The following is a 19183-nucleotide window of genomic DNA, read 5'->3' as shown; positions in this document are numbered from 1 at the left end:
CACTGGCGGATCCCCCGGGGCCGGCACCGGCCGCACCCGTGCCCGCACCCGGACCCGCGTCCCCCCGGGCAGCGGCACGCGCGGCGGCGGGCCCCGTACCGGGCGCAACCGTCATACCGGGCCCGGAAGCCCCAGCAGAATCAACAGGCCCAGCAGTCCCAGCAGCCGGTCCGGGGGGAGCCGCCATCGTGGGATGGGCCTCGGCGCCCGGTACGTACCCCATGGCGGGCCCCTGCCCACCCGATACGAAGGTGCCGCCGCGCTCCAGACGGTCCAGCCGGGCCTGCAGGGAACGCTCGTCGTCGAAGGCGGCCGGGAGCAGCACCCGCGCACAGATCAGCTCGAGCTGGAGGCGCGGCGACGTGGCTCCGCGCATCTCGGTGAGCCCGGTGTTGACCAGATCCGCCGCCCGGCTCAGCTCGGCGGCGCCGAAGACGGAAGCCTGCGCCTGCATGCGGGCGACGACATCGGCCGGGGCGTCGATCAGCCCCTTCTCCCCCGCGTCCGGCACGGCGGCGAGGATCACCAGGTCGCGCAGCCGCTCCAGAAGGTCGGCGACGAACCGGCGCGGGTCGTTGCCACGCTCGATGACCTGGTCGACCAGCTCGAAGGCGGCGGCCCCGTCCGATGAGGCGAAGGCGTCGATGACGGCGTCGAGGAGCGTCCCGTCCGTGTAGCCGAGGAGGGCGGTCGCCATGGCGTATGTCACACCTTCCTCGCCCGCGCCCGCCAGCAGCTGGTCCATGACGGACATGGAGTCCCGCACGGAACCCGCACCGGCACGCACGACGAGGGGCAGCACCCCCTCCGCGACCTGGGCTCCCTCCTGGCCGCACACCTCGCCGAGGTAGTCGCGCAGGGTGCTGGGCGGCACCAGCCGGAAGGGGTAGTGGTGCGTACGCGACCGGATGGTGCCGATGACCTTCTCGGGTTCCGTGGTCGCGAAGATGAACTTGAGATGCTCCGGGGGCTCCTCGACGACCTTCAGCAGGGCGTTGAACCCCGCCGACGTGACCATGTGTGCCTCGTCGATGATGTAGATCTTGTAACGACTGCTCGCAGGCCCGAAGAACGCCTTCTCGCGCAGATCACGGGCGTCGTCCACGCCACCGTGCGAAGCTGCGTCGATCTCGATGACGTCGATCGACCCCGGCCCGTTGCGCGCGAGGTCCTGGCAGGACTGACACTCACCGCACGGCGTGGGTGTGGGGCCCTGCTCGCAATTCAGACAGCGGGCCAGGATCCGTGCACTGGTGGTCTTGCCACAGCCGCGCGGCCCACTGAACAGATACGCGTGGTTGACCCGGTTGTTCCGCAGGGCCTGCTGCAACGGGGCAGTGACGTGCTCCTGCCCGATGACCTCGGCGAACGATTCGGGACGGTAACGGCGGTACAGCGCAAGGGACGACACATCTACGAGGTTATCGGGGCCCACCGACAACCCACGCCCCCGAGCGGCCCACGCCCCCAGAACGCCCTGGAACGCCGAACACCCGGAACGCAAAGGGCCCCCCACGCACCCGCCAGAGCCAACCTACCCTTGCTGCCTTCCGGCCCTGGGGGAGTTCAGTCAGATAGCGCCACGTGAGGGGCTGACCCACACCCTAGCTGATCCACCGGGGTGGAATCGAGTTCGCTAGCACTCCTCAACGTCTTGTATTGTTTGCCGCGGAGGATTCGCCTAGTGGCCTAGGGCGCACGCTTGGAAAGCGTGTTGGGGGCAACCCCTCACGAGTTCGAATCTCGTATCCTCCGCAGTTGCCCACCAGGGCAAACGAAGGGTCCGACCGCCTGGCGGTCGGACCCTTCGTCGTTGCGTGGTCCCAGTTCTGGTCTCAGTTGCGCGGGACGGACAGTCGTGGACGACCACGGACAGGCTTCCGCATCGGGTCCGTCCTGGACGGCCCGCCTAGGACTCCGAGGCACCGCGCATGGCCCCCAGCTTCTGCGCTCCGTTTGCTTGATCGTCCAGCGGCCGGCCCCTTCGCCGTTACCTGGTCTCAGTCGTGCAGTAGAGGCAGCCGCAATCGCCTATGGGCGCCTCGACAGACTCCACAGGGGATCTGGGTCACTCCCCCTGGATACGGACCCAGATCCTCTTGGTGCCGCACGAGCTCGTCGACCCAACAGATCCATGGGATCCGGTGCGATGCGGATCCCCGACTGACACAGGGCGAGTTGAGCAAGTCGGATAGCCCCACACCAGCACATCAAGTGACGTGCCTCACAAACTGAGAGCCACCCCAGGTGAAGCTTCTCTGCCGCCACACCCCCCGCACGTCTGCCTCCTTCGCCTGGTTCAACATTGTGCTGGCACGGACGGAGGCGGCCACGCTCACGGCATTCACCGGAGGTGGCAAACCCACCGCCCAGTACCTGACCAAGAAGCAAGGTCGACGCCACTTCCAGCACGACGTCCATGCCAACACGGCCAGACTGCGAGATGCAGAGCATCACATCCACGGCATCGACTTCCTCGGCACCGACCACATCTACCGCCTGAACGGCACCCGCGTAGAGGCATTCTCCGGACTCGAGAAGAGCCTGTACACGCATCTCCACCACGGGCGCGTCAACGAATACCGAGGCGAAGTGCACGGCCTCCGAGGACAGTGGCCGGACCGCAGCTCGTCAGGGAAGTGGAACGCGGTGTCCATCCGTGCCGACGGGACCGTGATGGCAATCCGTCTCCAGGAGGAGTGACCCGGCAGCCAGCCGCAACCGCTGACCGATCCCGCTGGATGCTTCGGACCTGTCCTGACAGCCTCTTTGCAGCCGACCTTTACCCGTCTTGTAATGTCGTGGTTTCTGTCCGTGACGCCATGGCCAAACGGGGGCTCATGTGTCGGTCATCATGGTCGCGGCAGCGATCTACGGAGTGCTGCAACTCGCCCTGATCGCCTCGCCGATGAGGTCCCTACGGCTCTCGACCGTGGTGCTGACGGTCGCCGTCGGCATATACGGCAGCGGAGTTGTCGCCGCCCTCATCGAACTCGGCTACGCCCACGCGATGGCATCGAGCGCGACGCAGCCACTGGTCGAAGCCATGGGACGGGGCAGCTACACCGTCGTCCCTGTAGTGGAGGAGCTCGCCAAACTCACACCACTACTGCTCGCAGGTCTCAACATCAAGATCCGCTACCAACTCGGCCTGACCGACTACGTAATCCTCGGCGCCGCCACCGGCGCGGGACTCGGCCTGTACGAAGTACTCCTCAGCCATCTCCTCGACGCCCAGCGCGCTGACCCGTATCCCTACGGCGGATGGATGCTCTCCGGGGGCCTGAGCCTCAGCTCCACGTACATACCCGACTGGCACACCGTGCTGACCACCTGGCTACCGGCTTCGCTGGGCAGCCTGGACCTCAGCTTCACCCAACCCAGCCTGGACACCAACCTCCACCTCGCCTGGGGAGCCATCGGAGCACTCGGCGCCGGACTGCTACTGCGTAGCCGCGGCTGGCGACGCCTGCTCGGACTGCTGCCGATCGCCTACGCAATGGCCCACCACACCCTGGTCAACTACACCGGCAACCGCGATGCCCACCCGCCCAGCTGGGCCACCTCTCTGCTCGGCACAGCCAACGACCTCGTGGCGTACGCGCCGCTGATCTGCCTGGCCATCGCCATGGCCCTCGACTTCGCCCACCTGCAGCGCAGCAAGCAGGCCATGCCTGCCATCCTCCTGAACGCAGAGCGAACCGGGAACGCAGCTATCGGCCCCCTCACCACGTTCAGCACCCGGTGCCCGCCATGGACACCGCTCATCGCGCTGCGCTTCGCCCGCATGCGCAGATCCCTCCTCTACGCCGCCGGACGCACCGCCCCCGAACGGCTCGAAGCGCTGCACCAGGCAGTCGTCAACACTGCCGCGCGCATCGACGCCGCCAACCACGCCGACGCCTGGAACACAGCGCGCATACGTACTCAGCTCAAGACGATCCGCCCCAACGTTGGCGACGTCGCTGGCCTCTCCTGGCCGTCCCGCTCGTCCTCATGACGCCTTCCCTGCTTTTTCTGGCCATCGGGTCGTTCACCGCGACCAAAGACCTCCAGAAGTACTTCACCACCGGCAACGGGCCACGTGTGCTCATGTGGTTCGGCATAGCTGGACTGGCCTGGGCCCTCATCCAGCTGGCCCTACTGCTCCGCGCTTGGCGTACCACCGCCCGCCAGCCGCTGGCAGAACCCCAAGCCGTCCTGCGGCTGCGGGTGTTCACCGCCGTCGGTGCATCCGCCACCACTGGCCTGCTGCTCTTCGCTCGCTACCACGGAAGCCCATTGAACGGGGACGTCGCCGGCTCCCTCGCGATGCTCCTCGCAGCTCTGCAAAACCTTGAGCTGTACGCGGGCATCGCCCTCACCATCCTCGCGCTGGCCGCCCTGATCATGATCTTCCCGCCCGGCGGCCTGGTCCTCGCCGGCGGCGGCATCGTCGCGGATGCGGCCGGCGCCTCATCCGTCGCCGCTGTCGAAGCCGCTGGTTTGGGCACAGCCGGCGTCCTCCTGGCGGTCCAGGGTGGCGATGGAAGTGCGGGCGAAGGCGGCCCCAACGGAAACAAGGGCGGTGATACAGCAGAACCGGACTTGGTATTCAAACCTTCGCCGAAACACGGTCAGACTCAGCGGGGGACAGCCGCTCCGGAACCAACACACCCACAGGAAACGCTGGAGAATTCCATCAGCTTCAATCCGAATACCACCCGTAGGGTCGGAACAGACCCAGAGACTGGCGAATTCGCGGTATTCGACGAAACTCATAATGGAACCGGGATATATCATGGCCATGTTCGACAGTGGGGTGAGCTGAGCCAGCAGATGCAGAGCGCCCTGCGTAAGGCCGGGCGAGTGACGGCAAAGGGAAAGATCAAATAACCATCAGGGATTCGCTTCACTGCAGCAGTGGAGCGAGATCGTGAGGACTCATGCAGTACCAAGCTCCCCGCAGTATTACAGCAGAAGAAGCAGCTCAGACATTTCAGGCTGGACAGCCGTACGAGATTTCCGAGGCACTGGTCGCTGCGGCGTTGCACGTGGCCGATCGGGTCTGGGTCGAGCAGTGGCTCGTGCACTTCGCCGGTCACCCAGACCCCGACGTCCGCAGGGCCGCAGCCCTTGCACTGGGACACCTTGCCAGACTCCACAAAAAGGTGTCACCTCAAGCAATTTCCGCTGTTCGAAACTTGCTTGAGGACAGGCAACTCGGCGGCGCTGCGACAGACGCTCTCGAAGACGTCGAAATTTTCACACGGGGTAATTGAATAGCTGGCGCTGAAGTGAAAACTGGCCCGGTACTCCTTGGATGGAAATCCGGTCGGCATCGGCGTCAGACAGGCCGTTCGCTCAGCCCATTCGCAGGGCTGACTCGCAGCAGGCGATATCAGCGTCCGTGACGCTGTGGTGCAATCCGCGGGCGATTCGCTTGCCCTGGAAGACCCGACCGCTTGCGGTGGGGCCCTCCGGCGTTTGTTGCAGTTGCCGCCAGCAGGCCGCCGTCGCCTACCGACCGTTCAAGAGCGCACGGCACACACCGCAGAACATAGCTGCGTGGCTCCCGTAACGGCGCATCAGCTGGCCACACTCAGCGCAGGGCCCAAGCTCCCAGGGCGGGCACCCCAGCGCCGCAGAGGCGGCAGCCCGCTCGACGGACAAGATCAGCGTGGAGTTGCGTGCCCGCTGTGCAGGCATCCGAGGCAGGGTGAATCCGCCGGTCGACTGCCCAAGGTCGCGGATGGGCCCCGCGTCGCTGACGAACCGACCCTCCTCACCGGCTCGGCAGTTTCGGTCGATCTCCTGCTCGGCGAAGGTGATCTCGTCGTTCTCTTCCTGCCCCTTCACCCGGCTCAAGGCGGCGGGCACGCGAACCGGCGGGCGGCCTCCAGGCCGCCGACGCGGGGCATCTGGATGTCGGTGAGCACCACGTCCGGACGGTGCTCGGCCACCAGGTCCACCGCCACCGAGCCGTCATCGCCCTCGGCGACCACCTCGATGTCCGGCTCGGCGTGAAGGATCATCCGGATGCCCTTGCGCACCAGCACCTCGTCGTCGTCGAGGGGGGACTACCTTGACGGTCACTCACGCCATCACTCGTCCGTGTCAGGGGCAACATCGCCCGCCCACGGGATCCGTCGTCGCCGGTAGCCCACGGCCCCGGTCGTCCCGGGGCATGACCCGGCGGGCGTGGCGTACGACTTTCGGGCAAGTCCGCCCGGGCGGGAAAGGTGACGCGCCGGGGGTGCCCGACGGGACAGCCTGGACGTGCGTCGGACCGGGCCGGGTCCGACGTGAGTGTTCGGATCCGGAAGTACGAGAGCCCACACGGCACGGCACGGGTCACCGGGGGCCGGCCGCTCTTGAGCTTCACGGGTGTCCGAACCCTCAACGGACGGACACAGGAGGACAGATGAGCAAGCGAGGCAGGGCGGTACTGGGTGCGATGGCGGGGGGGGGGCGGTCACGCTCACCATGGCGGTGGCATCGCCGGCGTCGGCGATCATCGGAGGCCACGATGCGACCTCGCCGTACCCGTTCATGGTGAGCATTCAGAAGGACGGCCATCACTACTGCGGAGCCTCCCTGATCAAACCGGACTGGATCGTGACCGCCGGGCACTGCACGGTGAACGTCAAGCCACAGCAGCTTTCCGTACGGGTCGGCGACCACGACCGGACGAAGGGGGCCCGAGCGAAGGTCACCAAGGTCATCGCACATCCGGACTTCTCCTACGAGCCGTTCCGCGACGACGTGGCCGTCATGAAGCTGGACCACCCCGTGGACGCGAAGCCGGTCAAGCCGGCCACGGATACCGCACCGGCCGGTACCGACACCCGGATCCTCGGCTGGGGAATGACCTGCGAGGACGGCAGCGCGTGCCCGGACCCCCCGATCCGTCTGCAGGAACTGGACACCAGGGTCGTCCCCGACAGCCGGTGCAGTGAGAACTTCAACCCGGCCAACGAGCTGTGCACCGACAGCCCCACCAAGAACGCGCAGGCGTGCATCCTCGACTCCGGCGGGCCGCAGATCAAGGGCCGTCCCGGGCGGTGGGAACTGATCGGGGCAACCAGCCGCGACAGCGACGCCGATCCGGAGTGCGCCACCGGTCCCGGCATCCACACCGACCTGACGGCCCACCGCGCATGGATCGAGCGCGTCACCGCGAAGTGATCGGCGACGGCCCCGCCCGACTGGACCGGGCGACCGCTCCGCCCGGACCGGCGACCGCTCCGTCCGCTGGGCCACGGTGACGATTCCCGGTGTGCCCGGACACGCCGGAAGCCGAAGTCCCCGTACCTGTCGGAGGCTTCGGCTTCGCGTCGGCAGACGCGTGCCCGCCCCTGCGCCGTCTCCAGCCGGTCGTCCCGGCCATCCCGGCCGTCCGGTTCCGCCGTTCGTCAGTGTGCGCCGGCGAGGGCCGGTGCGCGCCAGACGTCGGTCACGGTCCTGTGCTGCTTCGGGCTCAGTGCCGCCGCGCCGTCCGCGTAGTTACGGTCGACCTGGGCGGCCTCTGCCGTACTCGGCTGGGCGTTGGTGCACGACGTACCTGGGCCGTGCCCGGACATCAGCTCCGAGCACGGGCCGCTGTAGTCGTCCGGCAGTCCGAGGATGTGCCCGGTTTCGTGTGCGGCGACCCGGGTCATGTCGTAGCCCTCATCGACCGCTTCCTGGCCCAGTTCGACCTCGCCTCTGCGGCCGCCGGGGACGATCGGCCCGAGTGTCGTCTGGGGCCAGCCGCTGGTCGCCACGTAGACGAAGTTGGCCGAGCCGGGCGAGGTCGCCGGCTGCAGGTGCACGTTGTGGTCCGCAGCGTTCCAGTTCTGCACGCCCTGCGTGATCGCGTCCGCCCACTGCCCGGCCTGGCTGGCGTCGTAGGTCAGAGTGACCACCGCCGCTGTCGCCCTCGGCGGCGCCGGGTGCGCCGAAGCGGCACCGGTTGTCACTCCCAGCATGGCCGGGATCAGTGCCGCCACGGCTGCTATTCGCTTGATCATGAGACTCGTCCTGTCCCTGACGTCGGTTGCCCGTGAGCCACAAGGGCACCACGTGACCGGTGAGCACCACAAGTACGCGATGAGACAGGGGAGTTGGCCGCAGTTGCCTCGATCGTGACCATTTCGGCTGAAGCGTCGGCGGCACGGCGGCCTGCCGGGTCACGGCGCAGCAGGGTGCGGCCGTTCCGTGGGGCGCCGTGTGACGGGCGGCCGGGTGACGGACCATGGGTACTGACGGCGGGGGCGGGCGGACGTGAGGGGCAGCGCAGTGGCAGACAGCGAATCCATCCGGGCGGAGTCGGAGCCGGAACCAGAGGTGGAGGTGCAGGCAGAAGCGGGGTCGCCGTCGGAGGACGGCGTCCGGTCGTCCGGCAGCCCGCGCCCTCCGCGGTCCCTGCGCCGGCGGCTGGGCGGGGGCGTGGTCCTGCTCGTCCTCCTGCTGCTGTTCTTCCTGCCCTGGTGGACGCTGTTCGCCTCCGGAACCGGCTGGCCGTTCCCGGTCTTCCTCGCCGGCACGGTCGTCTTCGCCGCCTGGCTGGTCTCCTTCCCCTTCCTCATGGCCGCGGGGCACGGACAGCGGCGGGCCGACCGCGCGGCCCGTGTCGCGGACACCACCCTCGGGGTGGTCTGGGTGCTGTTCACCTGGTCGGCGCTGGGCGGCCTGCTGCACCTCGTACTGATCGGGCTCGGCGTCGGCGGCGCCGGGCGGGCCAGGAGCATTGCCGTGGCCGTCGCCGTGATCTCCGCCGTGCTGCTGGCGTGGGGACACCACGAGGCCATGCGCGTGCCGCGGGTGAGGCAGCTGGACGTGCACGTCCCCCGGCTCGGCGGCGGTCTGGACGGAACCCGTGTCGTGGTGCTGGCCGACACCCACTACGGGCCGATCGACCGGGCCGGCTGGTCGGCGCGGGTCGCCGGGGCCGTCAACGCACTCGACGCGGACATCGTGATCCACGCGGGCGACATCGCCGACGGCACCCCCACTCAGCGCCGGGAGCAGTCCGCGCCCCTCGGGACGATCCGGTCACGGCTCGCGAAGGTCTATGTCACGGGGAACCACGAGTACTTCGGGGAGGCGCAGGGCTGGCTGGACCGGATGGCGGAACTGGGCTGGGAGCCGCTGCACAACCGCCACGTCCTGGTGGAGCGCGGCGGTGACGCCCTCGTCCTGGCCGGTGTGGACGACGTGACCGCGGAGTCCTCCGGGCTGGCCGGGCACCGGGCGAACCTGGTCGACGCGCTGGCGGGGGCGGCCCCGGAGCGGCCGGTCCTGCTCGTCGCCCACCAGCCCAAGTACGTCGGACAGGCCGCTGCGGCCGGCATCGATCTGCAGGTCTCCGGGCACACGCACGGTGGCCAGATCTGGCCGTTCAACTTCCTCGTACGGATCGATCAGCCGGTGGTGCGGGGCCTGAGCCGGCACGGCGAGCGCACCCAGCTCTACACCAGCCGGGGCACCGGCTTCTGGGGGCCGCCCTTCCGGGTCTTCGCACCGAGCGAGATCACGCTGCTCACCTTGCGGCCGGGCGACGGGCCGACCGCGTAGAAGCACACCGGGAACCGGCGCTCAGCGCACCGGGAAGCCGAAGGAGTAGCCCTGCTCCTTGAGCCGGGGGAGAAGGCGGCGCAGGGCCTCGACGGTCTGGGAACGGTCACCGCCGCCGTCGTGGAAGAGGATCGTCGGCCCGTTGGGCAGTTCGTTCTCGACCGTGGCGACGACGGTGTCCGTGCCGGGACGCTCGAAGTCCTTGCTGTCCACGTTCCAGCCCAGCGGGCGCATGCCCCGGGAAGCGGCGAGCTTGCGGCTGTACGGGGTGAAGGCCCCGCCGGGCGCCCGGTAGTACATCGGCCGTACGCCGCCGGACGCCTTGGTGATCATGCGTTCGGCGTCGAGTATCTGCTGCGACTGGTAGGTCTCGGACGCCTTGTCCATGGCGGTGTTGTGCGACACCGTGTGGTCGCACAGCCGGTGTCCGGCCGCGACCACCTTCTTCACGAGGTCCGGGTGGGCCTGGGCCTGCGGTCCTATCATGCAGAACGTGGCCTTCACCCCGTACTCCCGCAGCAGGTCGAGCACTTGAGGGGTCCACACGGGGTCGGGGCCGTCGTCGATGGTGATGTTGACGCCGTGCGTTCCCGCCTCCGACGCGTGCGCGATGGTCACCGCGACCGACTTGACGCCGCCCGGCGTGGCCGGCGCGGTCGCCTTCGGGGGTGACGTGACCGCGGAACCGGCCTGCGCGGTCCACACCGAGGCGCCGACGGCGAGCATCGTCACCCCGAGTCCCGCGCCGAGCACCTTGCCGTACCAGCCCCGCCCGCTGTGCCGTGCCATGTCCGCCCCTTGTCTCGCCAGTGCCTCGCCGGTCCCGGTCACCTTGTGACCACTGGGAAGGACGAGAGATGGAGGCCGGGGGATGCGTCCGTTACCGATCACGCACAATTCCGGGAGAGTTCGCGGACAACTCCCCCGCGATCAGGCGTCGAGAGCGGTCTACTCCAGCCCGAGCCGCGGTCCGCTCCAGCCCGAGCCGCGGTCTGATCCGGCCCGAGCCGGTCAGTGCTCCTGCGGAGCCCGGTCCGGTCCATCCGGAACGCGCCGGCTCGCGGCCGGCTCCGACAACTGCCGGGTGACCCGGTCGAACAGCTCCGTCAGCGGCCCGCCGATGTCCCGGCCGAACCCGGTCAGCCCGTAGGTGACCTGGGGCGGCGTCGTCGGCTCGACCTTCCGCCAGGCCAGGCCGTCCTGGACGAGCGCGCGCAGGGTCTGGGCGAGCATCTTCTCGCTGATGCCCTGGATGCTCTCGCGCAGTTCATAGAAGCGGAGATCGTTGCTCCGCAAGGAGATCAGCACCCAGATGCCCCACCTGCTGGTCACATGGTCGACCACATCGCGCGCGGGGCAGTCGGTGTGAAACACGTCATACCGCTCGCCCGCTCCGGTCCGTGTGAACTGCGCGCCTTCCGTCATGCCAGGAGCTTACCTTCAGGTATGTCCTTATAAAAAGTAAGCCTGGCTCCTAGCGTGAACGCCACAGAGAACACCGAACAAGGAGCTGATCATGATCGTAGTGACCGGAGCTACCGGGAACGTGGGCCGGCCGTTGACGCGGGCGCTGGCCGAGGCGGGCCACCAGGTGACCGCGGTGTCACGGAACGCGGCCGAAGTACCGGACGGCGTACGTCACTTGGTTGCCGACCTGACCGAGCCGGCCGGCCTCGATCCCGTACTGACCGGGGCGAAGGCGCTCTTCCTGCTGCTCTCCGGCGACCTGCACGCAGCCGGGGCCAGGCCGGCCGACCTCATCGGCAGAGCGGCGGCCGCCGGGGTCCCCCGGGTCGTCCTGCTCTCCTCGCAGGGCGTGGCGACCAGGCCCTCCGGCCGGACCCGGATCACGATGCGAGGGGTGGAGGACGCACTGCGGGAGTCCGGCCTGGAGTGGGCCGTCCTGCGGCCGGGCGGTTTCGCCTCCAACGCCCTGTGGTGGGCCGAGTCCGTCCGTACACGAGGGGTGGTCGCCGCGCCCTTCGGCGATGTCGGGGTGCCGGTCGTCGACCCGGCGGACATCGCCGATGTCGCGATGGCCTGCCTGCTGGACGACCGGCACACCGACGGCGTGTACGAGCTGACCGGCCCTGAGGTGATCACGCCGCGCCGGCAGGCGGAGGCCATCGCCACCGCACTGGGCTCACCGGTGCGGTTCGACGAACTCACCCGCGCCGAGGCCAAGGCCGCCATGACCCTGAGTCTGCCGGCCGAACTCGCCGACGACACGCTGGACATCCTCGGCTCGCCGAGCCCGGCCGAACTGCGCGTCAGCCCCGACGTGCAGCGGATCCTCGGCCGCGCCCCGCGCTCGTTCGCCGACTGGGCCGCCCGCAACGTCGCGGCGTTCCGCTGAGAAGGCGAACAGCCCGGGTGAGCGGCGGAACCGCTCAGGTCCGGGCCGCGGCGAACGGCAGGGACGCGTACCGCCGTACGTAGTTGCCGTCCGCGAAGGTGCCCGCTGCCGCGTCCACCTCGAAGTCCGGGAAACGGGCGAGGAGTTCCTCCAGGGCCGTACGGGAGACCAGACGGGCCGCGGAGGCCCCCAGGCAGTGGTGCGGGCCGTGGGTGAAGGCGAGGTGCTGGGGACCTTCGCGGGTGGGGTCCGGGTGGTGGGCGGTGGGGCCGAAGGCACGCGGGTCGCGGTTGGCTGCGCCGTAGAGGAGGAGAACTTTGCGGCCTGCGGGGACGGTCCGGCCGTGCAGCGTGGTGTCTTCGGTGACGGTGCGGGCCAGGCACTGGACGGGGGAGGTCAGCCGGAGGAATTCCTCGATGGCGGAGGGGAGCAGGGCGGGGGTGTCCAGGAGGGCGCGGCGTTGGCCGGGGTGCGCGGTGAGGAGTTCGGCGGCGCCGCCGAGCAGTCCGGTGGTGGTGTCGTTGCCGCCTGCGACCATCGTGAAGGCGAAGCCGAGGATACGCAGCAGGGTGCCGGGGTCGTCGGACGGCATCAGGCCGACCAGGTCGGAGACGGTGTCGTCGGCGGGTTCGCTGCGGCGGCGTTCGATCAGCTCGGTGAAGTAGCCGAAGAGGCTGGTGACGGCTTCGGCGGCGGTGAGCGGGTCACCCAGCGCGTTGGCCTCGACGATGGCGTGGGTCCAGCCGTCGAAGCGGGCGCGGTCGTGTTCGGGGACACCGAGATAGCGCCCGACGACATAACTGGGCAGCGGTTTGAAGAGTTCGGCGACGATGTCGCAGCCGCCGCCGAGATCGGCGATGCGGTCCAGGCGGCCCCGGACGAAGGCACGGACGTCCGGCTCGATGGCGGCGACCCGGCGCGGGGTGTAGCCGCGGCTGATCAGGCGGCGGAAGCCGGTGTGTCGGGCGGGTCCAGCATCACCATCGGGGCGGCGTCGGTGATACCGAGGCGTGCACGCTCGCCGTAGGTGATGGTCAGGCCGTCGGCGGAGGAGTAGCGCCCGGTGTCGCGGGCGGCGGCGAGCACGTCCGCGTAACGGGAGAGGACCCAGTAGTCGCCTTCGGGGACGTGGTGCAGGGGGTGCGCGTCGCGCAGTGTCGCGTACATCTCCCACGGAGAGCGCCAGCTCTCACCGGCGCACGGGGCGAACGGGGCCTGCTGAGATGCGGTCATGCCGGGAGGGTGGGGGCGGCGCCCGCAAGAGTCAATGGCGGCCCGGGGGGGGGCACGCGCCCCGGACGGATCTGCGGGGCGGGGCGGGGCGGGTCTGTGGGGCGGGGTAGGTCTGCGGGGCTGGGAGGATCTGCAGGCGGGGCCGATCTCCGGGGGGGGCAGGTCTCCAGGGCGTAGAGGATGTGCAGGCCGGGCCGGTCTGCCGCCACGTAGTCTGCTCGGGTGCTGAATTACGAGGAACTGACGTCCCCGGAACGGCAGTTGTGGGACGCGTTTCCCGAGGGGCGAGAGGTCGACCTGCGGCCGGGCGGCCCCGCCCGCCGGCACCGTCGATCTGCGGGGCGCACACGCCGCCTGGGTCCGCGACGACGCCCGCAGCTGGGCGAACGAAATGCGGCTGGAGGGCTTCACCTACGACTCGATCAGGTCCGAGCCGGACTCGGTGGACGGAAGGCTGGAGTGGGTTCACCGCAATCCCGGGTACTCACCACAACCGTACGAGCAACTGGCGGGTCACTACCGCCGGATCGGCCATGACGACGAGGCACGCCGGACGCTCCTGGCCAAACAGCGCAACCGCCGCCGCTTGCTCAGTCCCTGGAGCCGTGTCTGGGGCTATCTGCTCGACGGCACCGTCGGCTACGGCTACCGCCCCTGGCTGGCCGGTGCCTGGCTCGCCTTCCTGACCCTGGTGGGCTCACTGGCCTTCGGTACGCACACCCCGAGTCCGAACAAGCCCGGCGAGGGGCCGCCGTTCAACGCCGTTGTCTACACGCTCGACCTGCTGATCCCCATCGGGGGATTCAGCCAGCGCGAGGCATGGCACTGGTCCGGCGGAGCCCTGCAGGCGATGGCCTACGCACTGATCGCGATCGGCTGGTTGCTGACGACCGCCGTGGTGGCCGGAGTGACCCGCACCCTGAGCAAGAACTGAACGGGCAGCGGACCGACTCGCGTTCAGGGGCATCGGCCGGCCCTGCGTTCACGAGCGGTGGGTGTCCCGCCACCGCTGCCGGTGCGCACGGTCGCCCTGGCCGGTGCCGTTGAGCGACAGGAGCGCCGGGAGCGGAGTGCCGGTGTTCCACTGGCCCAGCAGATCGCGGTGGAGGGCCAGGATCCCGTGCTGAACCGCGAGAGCGAGCGCCGGCTTGCTGAACGGACACGTGGCCACGAACACCGCGACGTCCGCCTTGTGGTGCAGCCAGGCAGTGCCGACGAACTTCTGCATGTCGCCGCTGGGAACGTAGCGGTGCGGAGCGTAGTGCTTGCACTGGACGACCAGTCGGCGGCCGTCGGCGAGCGTCGCGACCACGTCCGCGCCCAGGTCCCCGGACTTGCCGCTGACCTCGACGTCCGTACAGCCGTCACGCCGGCACAACTGCGCCACGTACCGCTCGAAGTCCTGCCAGCTCATCGCGTCCACCGCCGCCAGTGACCGGCGGCCCGTGCGGATCGCGTCCTGCTCCTGCCGCTGCCGTTCCCTGCCACGCACCAGCCGGTCCGTATGCCGGAGCCATCCGACCGCGGCGCCGGCACCGCCGAGGACGGCGGCCCCGGCCAGATAGGGCCAGACAGTGCTCCAGAACGCCGCCAGCAGGACCAGCACCAGGGCGGCCCCGCCCCACACGGTGTCCCTCGTCGCCTCGTACCGCCTCCGCGCAGCCGAACGGCGCTTGCGCTTTTTCACCGCGCGTCTCTTCACCACGCGTCTCTTCACCACGCGTGTCTTCACCGCGCGTCGCTTCACTACGCGTCTCTTCGCTACGCCTCTCGTCGCCATGTGGCCCCCTCGCTCCCCGCCCCACCGACGCGAGTGTGGCCGACCGGGACGCGGCGGGAAAGAGCGGCTGTTCGGCCAACGCTTCGGCCGGTCCGCACCCGTACCCGTACCCGTACGCCGCGCCCGCCCTTACGCCCCCGTGCTCTCCCGCACACCATCGGCCGGCGCGGTGAACTCCTCCGGCCTGCCCTTCTTCGGCAGCAGGACCGTGATCGCCAGAAAGGCGACCAGCAGGCAGCCCTGGACCAGGAGGGCGTGGTGGAAGCCGGCGGTGAAGTCACCCGATTTGGCGCGGGCGAAGAACACCGAGCCGAACACCGCCACACCGATCGAGCCACCGATCGACTGCACCGCCGACAGCACCCCGGACGCCGAACCGATCTCGTCGTCGTCCACCGCGGCGAGGATGAAGCTGAACAGCGCGGCAATGACCAGACCGGCACCGATACCGCAGACGACCACCCCGGGCGCGACGTCCCAGAGGGAGAACGTGCCGCCGATGTGGCCGAGTTCGTACCAGAGCAGCGCCGCGCCGCCCAACTGCACGAGCGGGCCGATCTGCAGGACCGCGCGGCCGATCCGGTCGGCGAGTACGGCTCCGCTGACCGCGCCGCCGATCGCGGTTCCCAGCGCCAGCGGCAGGTTGCCGAGGCCGGCCTCCCCGGCCGTGAAGCGCTGGCCGATCTGGAGGAAGAGGGTCAGGACCAGCTGCACCCCGACCAGCCCGCCGAAGAACAGCGCGATGCCGCCGAGGCCGACCGTGAAGGCGGGCTTGCGCAGCAGAGCGGGGGTGACGAGCGGCTCGCGTCCCTGCGCTGCCGTACGTCGCTGCTGTACGGCGAAGAGCGCGAACCCGGCCACCGAAGCGGCCATGCAGAGCCAGGTCCACAGGGGCCAGCCGGCGTCCTGACCCTGGTTCAGGGGCAGGACGAGCAGGCCACAGGAGAGCGCGACCAGAGCCGCTCCCGTGCCGTCCACGACCACGGCCCGGTCGCTCGCTTTCCGGGGCACGAACTTCACGGCGACGGCCAGGGCCACCAAGCCGATCGGCACGTTCACCAGGAACACCAGCCGCCAGCCGAGACCGAAGAAGTCGCCCTGGATGAGGCCGCCGCCCAGCACCGGGCCGACGATGCCGCCGAGTCCCAGCACGGGGCCGAAGATCCCGAACACCTTGGTGAGTTCCGCACCGGTGAAGTTCTCGCGGAGCAGACCGAGCCCCTGGGGCAGCAGCATCGCTCCGGCCGCTCCCTGGACCAGCCGGACGGTGATCAGGATCTCGATGTCCGGCGCGATCGCGCAGAGCAGTGAGGCCGCGGTGAACGCTCCCAGGCCGATCAGGAACATCCGGCGCCGCCCGTACCGGTCGCCGAGCCGGCCGCCCAGCACAAGACCGGCCCCCAGCGTGAGGGCGTAGCCGCCGATCACCCACTGGAGGCCCACGGACGTCGCACCGAGCGACCTCTCCAGGGCGGGCCCGGCCACATTGACGATCGACGCGTCCAGCAGGTCCATGATCTCCGCGACGAGCATCACCACCAGGATCAGCCAGCGCCACCGGTAGGGGGTCTGCGAGGAGGGCGGGACCGGAACGGTGCTCATTTAACCTCAGATGATTGATTACCAATTTTATTAGCAATATCGAGAGTATCCTGCTCCTCATGGACGTCAAATCAGCCGAGGCCGGGGCCAGGACCGGGCCAGGGGCCGGAACCGGGGCCGGGGCCAGGACCGGGCCAGGGGCCGGAACCGGGACCGGGGCCGAGACAGAGACCGGAACCGGAACCGGAACCGGGAGTGAACCGGCCGGAGCCGGTGGTGTCATCCGTGAACAGCTGCGGCTCCTGACGCTCAACCAGCAGCGCTTCGAGCGGCATCTGAGCCGCAGGCTCCAGGTGGACCCGGCCGGACTCGCGGTGATGGACCATCTCGTCCACGCGGGGCCGACCACCCCCACCGACCTCGCTCGTCGCCTGGACGCGTCGACCGCCGCGACGACGCTCGTGATCGACCGGCTCGCGGCCGGGGGGCATGTCACCAGGCAGCCCCACCCCACCGACCGCCGGAAGGTGATCATCACCCCGGCCCCGCACTGGGAGACGACGGCCTACGAACACGTCGCCCCGCTCATCCGGGGCGTGGCCGCGGCCGCCGAGGCGCTGTCGCCCGATGAGCAGGCCACCGTGGCGGCCTTCCTGCGGCGGATCGTCGGGGTCTACGACGAGGCGATCAAGCCCTGACCCGGTCCCGCCGACGCACCACCCGTCACACGAAAAACCCCACACCCACACCCGCACCCGCACCCGCGCCTAGCACCCGGCACCCCCCGCACCCCGCACCCCGCACCCGGCGGAAGGAAGCGTCCGATGACCACGACCCCCTTCGAAGAGTTCCGCGCCCTGCACCTGCCCATCGCCGGAAAGCCGCTCGTCCTGCCCAACGCCTGGGACCACGCATCGGCGGCCGCACTCGCGGAGGCCGGGTTCCGGGCCATCGGGACGACCAGCCTCGGGGTCGCGGCCGCGGCGGGGAAACCGGACGCGACCGGTGACACCCGCGCCGAGACCGTGCGGCTCGCGCTGGGGCTCGTCCGGATGGACGCCCTGATCAGCGTGGACATCGAAGGCGGCTTCAGCACCGACCCGGGTGAAGTGGCCGGACTCGCGGCCGAGTTGGCGGACGCGGGCGTCGTCGGCGTCAACATCGAGGACGGGCGGGCCGACGGCACGCTCGCCGACCAGGACCGGCAGTGCGAGATGATCCGGGCCGTCAAGGACGCGGCGCCCCAGCTCTTCGTGAACACCCGCACGGACACCCACTGGCTCCCCGGGCACACGGAACAGACCGCGCGCCGGGCGGCTGCCTACCAACGCGCGGGCGCCGACGGCCTGTTCGTCCCAGGACTCCAGGACGGCCACGCCATCGCCGGTCTGATCCAGGACCTCGATGTCCCGCTCAACATCCTGGTGTCGCCGGGCGGACCCTCCGTCGAGGGGCTCGCCGCCCTGGGGGTACGCCGGATCAGCACCGGCTCCCTGCTGTTCCGGGCGGCCCTGCACGCGGCGGTCGCCACGGCCAGGGCGGTGGCGGACAGCACGGCGCTCCCCGCCGGGACCTCCGGCATCCCTTCGTACGCGGCGGCACAGGCACTCGCCGACCGGTTCGACCGCGACAGGAACGCGAGGAACAGCGACGGTTGAGCCGTGCGGCCTTCCCGCAAGGGGGTGGTAGCACCACCTTCGGGACGGCAGTCCGCACCATGCCGCCAGGAGCGCGGATCCGGAATCGTAGGGGTATCAGGACGCACGCCCCCACCGCGACGACTCCGAGGCCCACGATGACCACCAGCACGCTCCCGTACGCACAGCGGACCCCACCCGTAACGCCGACGCCGACACCAACACCGGATTCGGCTCCGGGCACGACCGGCAGCGGTTTCTGGCGCGCGCCCTTCTCCTCCAGGACGTACCGGGAGATCGGATACACCTTCACGTCGCTTCCGGTCGCCATTGCCGGGTTCACCTTCGCCGTGGCGATGTTCTCGCTGAGCGCGAGCCTGGCGGTGACAGTGATCGGGCTGCCGGTGGCCGCGGCCACGCTGGCCGGGGCACGCGGGCTCGGAGCCGCCGAACGCGGGCGGGCGAGGGCCCGGCTCGGGCTGGACGTCACCGCCCCCGCCCCCGTACCTGCGGCGCGGCAGTCCGGCCGGTGGCCCGCTCTGCTGGCCCGTCTGGGGGATGCCGCCGGGTGGAAGGCACTGCTGTTCCAGGTGCTGATGTTCCCGTGGCGCGTGGCGGCCTTCGCACTCTCGCTGACCTTCCTGGTCACCGGCTGGGCCGTGGCGCTCTACCCGGCCTACCACTGGGTCTTCCCGCGCTACGTGGGATGGCCGGGCTACCAGGTGTACGACTACACCTCCCACGGCGTGCACCACCAGTACTACCTGACGTCACCACTCCAGATCGGCGCCTTCTCCCTGCTCGGCCTGGTGATCGTCTTCCTCACCCCGAAGCTCGTGCACGCCCTGACGAACGTCGACCGCGGCGCGGTCCGTTCCCTGCTCGGCGGGTGACGGGCCCCTCGGCGCACCGTCGTAACACCGCCCGTACGGACGGGAACTCCGCCCCGCGAACTCCATCTCGCCTGTTATGCACCCCAATTGCGCTCAATGAAATGCACGCCAATCAGCATGATCAACAACTGCTCAACTCTCGGCCGTGCTCCGAACATTCGCGATCACTCAGCACCCGGCACCGGAGCGGATAGAGACACGAAAT

19 protein-coding genes, 1 tRNA gene and 1 other RNA gene are annotated in these 19183 nt (G+C 69.7%); 11 read left to right on the top strand and 10 right to left on the bottom strand.

Annotated features, from left to right (window positions below):
- Positions 1-1411: DNA polymerase III subunit gamma and tau (locus G3I19_RS11380; RefSeq protein WP_164262767.1), on the bottom strand; the 1411-nt coding region annotated here is incomplete at its 3' end.
- A gap of 90 nt (positions 1412-1501) precedes the next feature.
- Positions 1502-1596: signal recognition particle sRNA small type (gene ffs, locus G3I19_RS11375), an RNA gene on the bottom strand.
- A gap of 74 nt (positions 1597-1670) precedes the next feature.
- Here ffs and G3I19_RS11370 point away from each other — a divergent pair.
- The 4 genes from G3I19_RS11370 (at position 1671) to G3I19_RS11355 (ending at position 4875) form a co-directional block, all read left to right on the top strand.
- Positions 1671-1755 (top strand) — tRNA-Ser (locus tag G3I19_RS11370).
- A gap of 492 nt (positions 1756-2247) precedes the next feature.
- Positions 2248-2703: a hypothetical protein gene (locus G3I19_RS11365; RefSeq protein ID WP_239074168.1), complete on the top strand. Its 456-nt coding sequence runs from the start codon at positions 2248-2250 to the stop codon at positions 2701-2703.
- A gap of 139 nt (positions 2704-2842) precedes the next feature.
- Positions 2843-4000, top strand: a complete 1158-nt coding sequence (locus G3I19_RS11360; RefSeq protein WP_164262765.1) for a PrsW family glutamic-type intramembrane protease — start codon at positions 2843-2845, stop codon at positions 3998-4000.
- The gene (locus G3I19_RS11355; protein ID WP_164262763.1) at positions 3997-4875 is read left to right on the top strand and encodes a hypothetical protein; all 879 of its coding nucleotides are present in this window, start codon (positions 3997-3999) and stop codon (positions 4873-4875) included. Before G3I19_RS11360 ends, G3I19_RS11355 begins: the two co-directional genes overlap by 4 nt.
- Positions 4876-5843: 968 nt before the next feature.
- Here G3I19_RS11355 and G3I19_RS11345 read toward each other — a convergent pair.
- Entirely contained in the window at positions 5844-6038 is a 195-nt protein-coding gene (locus G3I19_RS11345; protein ID WP_343235066.1) for a response regulator transcription factor, read from the bottom strand.
- 427 nt (positions 6039-6465) lie between these two features.
- On the opposite strand from G3I19_RS11345, the gene G3I19_RS11340 reads away from it, so the two are divergent.
- On the top strand, positions 6466-7167 hold the full coding sequence (locus G3I19_RS11340; RefSeq protein WP_239074167.1) for a serine protease: 702 nt from the start codon (positions 6466-6468) through the stop codon (positions 7165-7167).
- Positions 7168-7394: 227 nt separating this feature from the next.
- On the opposite strand, the gene G3I19_RS11335 is transcribed toward G3I19_RS11340, so the two are convergent.
- Positions 7395-7991: a snapalysin family zinc-dependent metalloprotease gene (locus G3I19_RS11335; RefSeq protein ID WP_164262759.1), complete on the bottom strand. Its 597-nt coding sequence runs from the start codon at positions 7989-7991 to the stop codon at positions 7395-7397.
- A 394-nt stretch (positions 7992-8385) separates the two neighbouring features.
- On the opposite strand from G3I19_RS11335, the gene G3I19_RS11330 reads away from it, so the two are divergent.
- Positions 8386-9537 carry a metallophosphoesterase gene (locus G3I19_RS11330; RefSeq protein WP_203599441.1) on the top strand — a complete coding sequence of 384 codons (1152 nt, stop codon included), beginning with the start codon at positions 8386-8388 and terminating at the stop codon, positions 9535-9537.
- 21 nt (positions 9538-9558) lie between these two features.
- Here the strand turns inward: G3I19_RS11330 and G3I19_RS11325 are convergent, their stop codons facing one another.
- Both G3I19_RS11325 and G3I19_RS11320 read right to left on the bottom strand, forming a co-directional pair.
- Complete coding sequence (locus tag G3I19_RS11325; RefSeq protein ID WP_164262757.1) at positions 9559-10326, bottom strand: polysaccharide deacetylase family protein; 768 nt, start codon at positions 10324-10326, stop codon at positions 9559-9561.
- A 222-nt stretch (positions 10327-10548) separates the two neighbouring features.
- Positions 10549-10962 (bottom strand): helix-turn-helix domain-containing protein, encoded by a 414-nt coding sequence (locus G3I19_RS11320; protein ID WP_164262755.1) that lies wholly within the window; start codon positions 10960-10962, stop codon positions 10549-10551.
- 91 nt (positions 10963-11053) lie between these two features.
- On the opposite strand from G3I19_RS11320, the gene G3I19_RS11315 reads away from it, so the two are divergent.
- Positions 11054-11893, top strand: coding sequence for an NAD(P)H-binding protein (locus G3I19_RS11315; RefSeq protein ID WP_164262753.1), 840 nt, complete (start codon positions 11054-11056; stop codon positions 11891-11893).
- Positions 11894-11927: 34 nt separating this feature from the next.
- Here the strand turns inward: G3I19_RS11315 and G3I19_RS38085 are convergent, their stop codons facing one another.
- Positions 11928-12485: a cytochrome P450 gene (locus G3I19_RS38085; RefSeq protein WP_275402717.1), complete on the bottom strand. Its 558-nt coding sequence runs from the start codon at positions 12483-12485 to the stop codon at positions 11928-11930.
- 347 nt (positions 12486-12832) lie between these two features.
- Positions 12833-13126, bottom strand: a complete 294-nt coding sequence (locus G3I19_RS38080; protein ID WP_275402716.1) for a hypothetical protein — start codon at positions 13124-13126, stop codon at positions 12833-12835.
- Between the two features lie 391 nt (positions 13127-13517).
- On the opposite strand from G3I19_RS38080, the gene G3I19_RS11305 reads away from it, so the two are divergent.
- Positions 13518-14060, top strand: coding sequence for a hypothetical protein (locus G3I19_RS11305; RefSeq protein WP_164262751.1), 543 nt, complete (start codon positions 13518-13520; stop codon positions 14058-14060).
- Positions 14061-14108: 48 nt separating this feature from the next.
- On the opposite strand, the gene G3I19_RS11300 is transcribed toward G3I19_RS11305, so the two are convergent.
- Together G3I19_RS11300 and G3I19_RS11295 are read right to left on the bottom strand one after the other, a co-directional pair.
- Positions 14109-14687 carry a restriction endonuclease gene (locus G3I19_RS11300; RefSeq protein WP_239074171.1) on the bottom strand — a complete coding sequence of 193 codons (579 nt, stop codon included), beginning with the start codon at positions 14685-14687 and terminating at the stop codon, positions 14109-14111.
- Between the two features lie 348 nt (positions 14688-15035).
- On the bottom strand, positions 15036-16508 hold the full coding sequence (locus tag G3I19_RS11295; protein ID WP_164262747.1) for an MFS transporter: 1473 nt from the start codon (positions 16506-16508) through the stop codon (positions 15036-15038).
- Between the two features lie 59 nt (positions 16509-16567).
- Here G3I19_RS11295 and G3I19_RS11290 point away from each other — a divergent pair, with 59 nt between their 5' ends.
- The 3 genes from G3I19_RS11290 (at position 16568) to G3I19_RS11280 (ending at position 18978) form a co-directional block, all read left to right on the top strand.
- Positions 16568-17146 carry a MarR family transcriptional regulator gene (locus G3I19_RS11290; RefSeq protein ID WP_164262745.1) on the top strand — a complete coding sequence of 193 codons (579 nt, stop codon included), beginning with the start codon at positions 16568-16570 and terminating at the stop codon, positions 17144-17146.
- 126 nt (positions 17147-17272) lie between these two features.
- The gene (locus G3I19_RS11285) at positions 17273-18106 is read left to right on the top strand and encodes an isocitrate lyase/phosphoenolpyruvate mutase family protein (protein WP_164262743.1); all 834 of its coding nucleotides are present in this window, start codon (positions 17273-17275) and stop codon (positions 18104-18106) included.
- A 137-nt stretch (positions 18107-18243) separates the two neighbouring features.
- Positions 18244-18978 (top strand): sensor domain-containing protein, encoded by a 735-nt coding sequence (locus G3I19_RS11280; RefSeq protein ID WP_164262741.1) that lies wholly within the window; start codon positions 18244-18246, stop codon positions 18976-18978.
- Positions 18979-19183 lie beyond the last annotated feature (205 nt).

The sequence above is a fragment of the Streptomyces sp. SID10853 genome, from assembly GCF_010548145.1.
Classification (GTDB): domain Bacteria; phylum Actinomycetota; class Actinomycetes; order Streptomycetales; family Streptomycetaceae; genus Streptomyces.
Note: the sequence above shows the minus strand (reverse complement) of the source record. Positions and strands in the feature narration are given on the sequence as shown.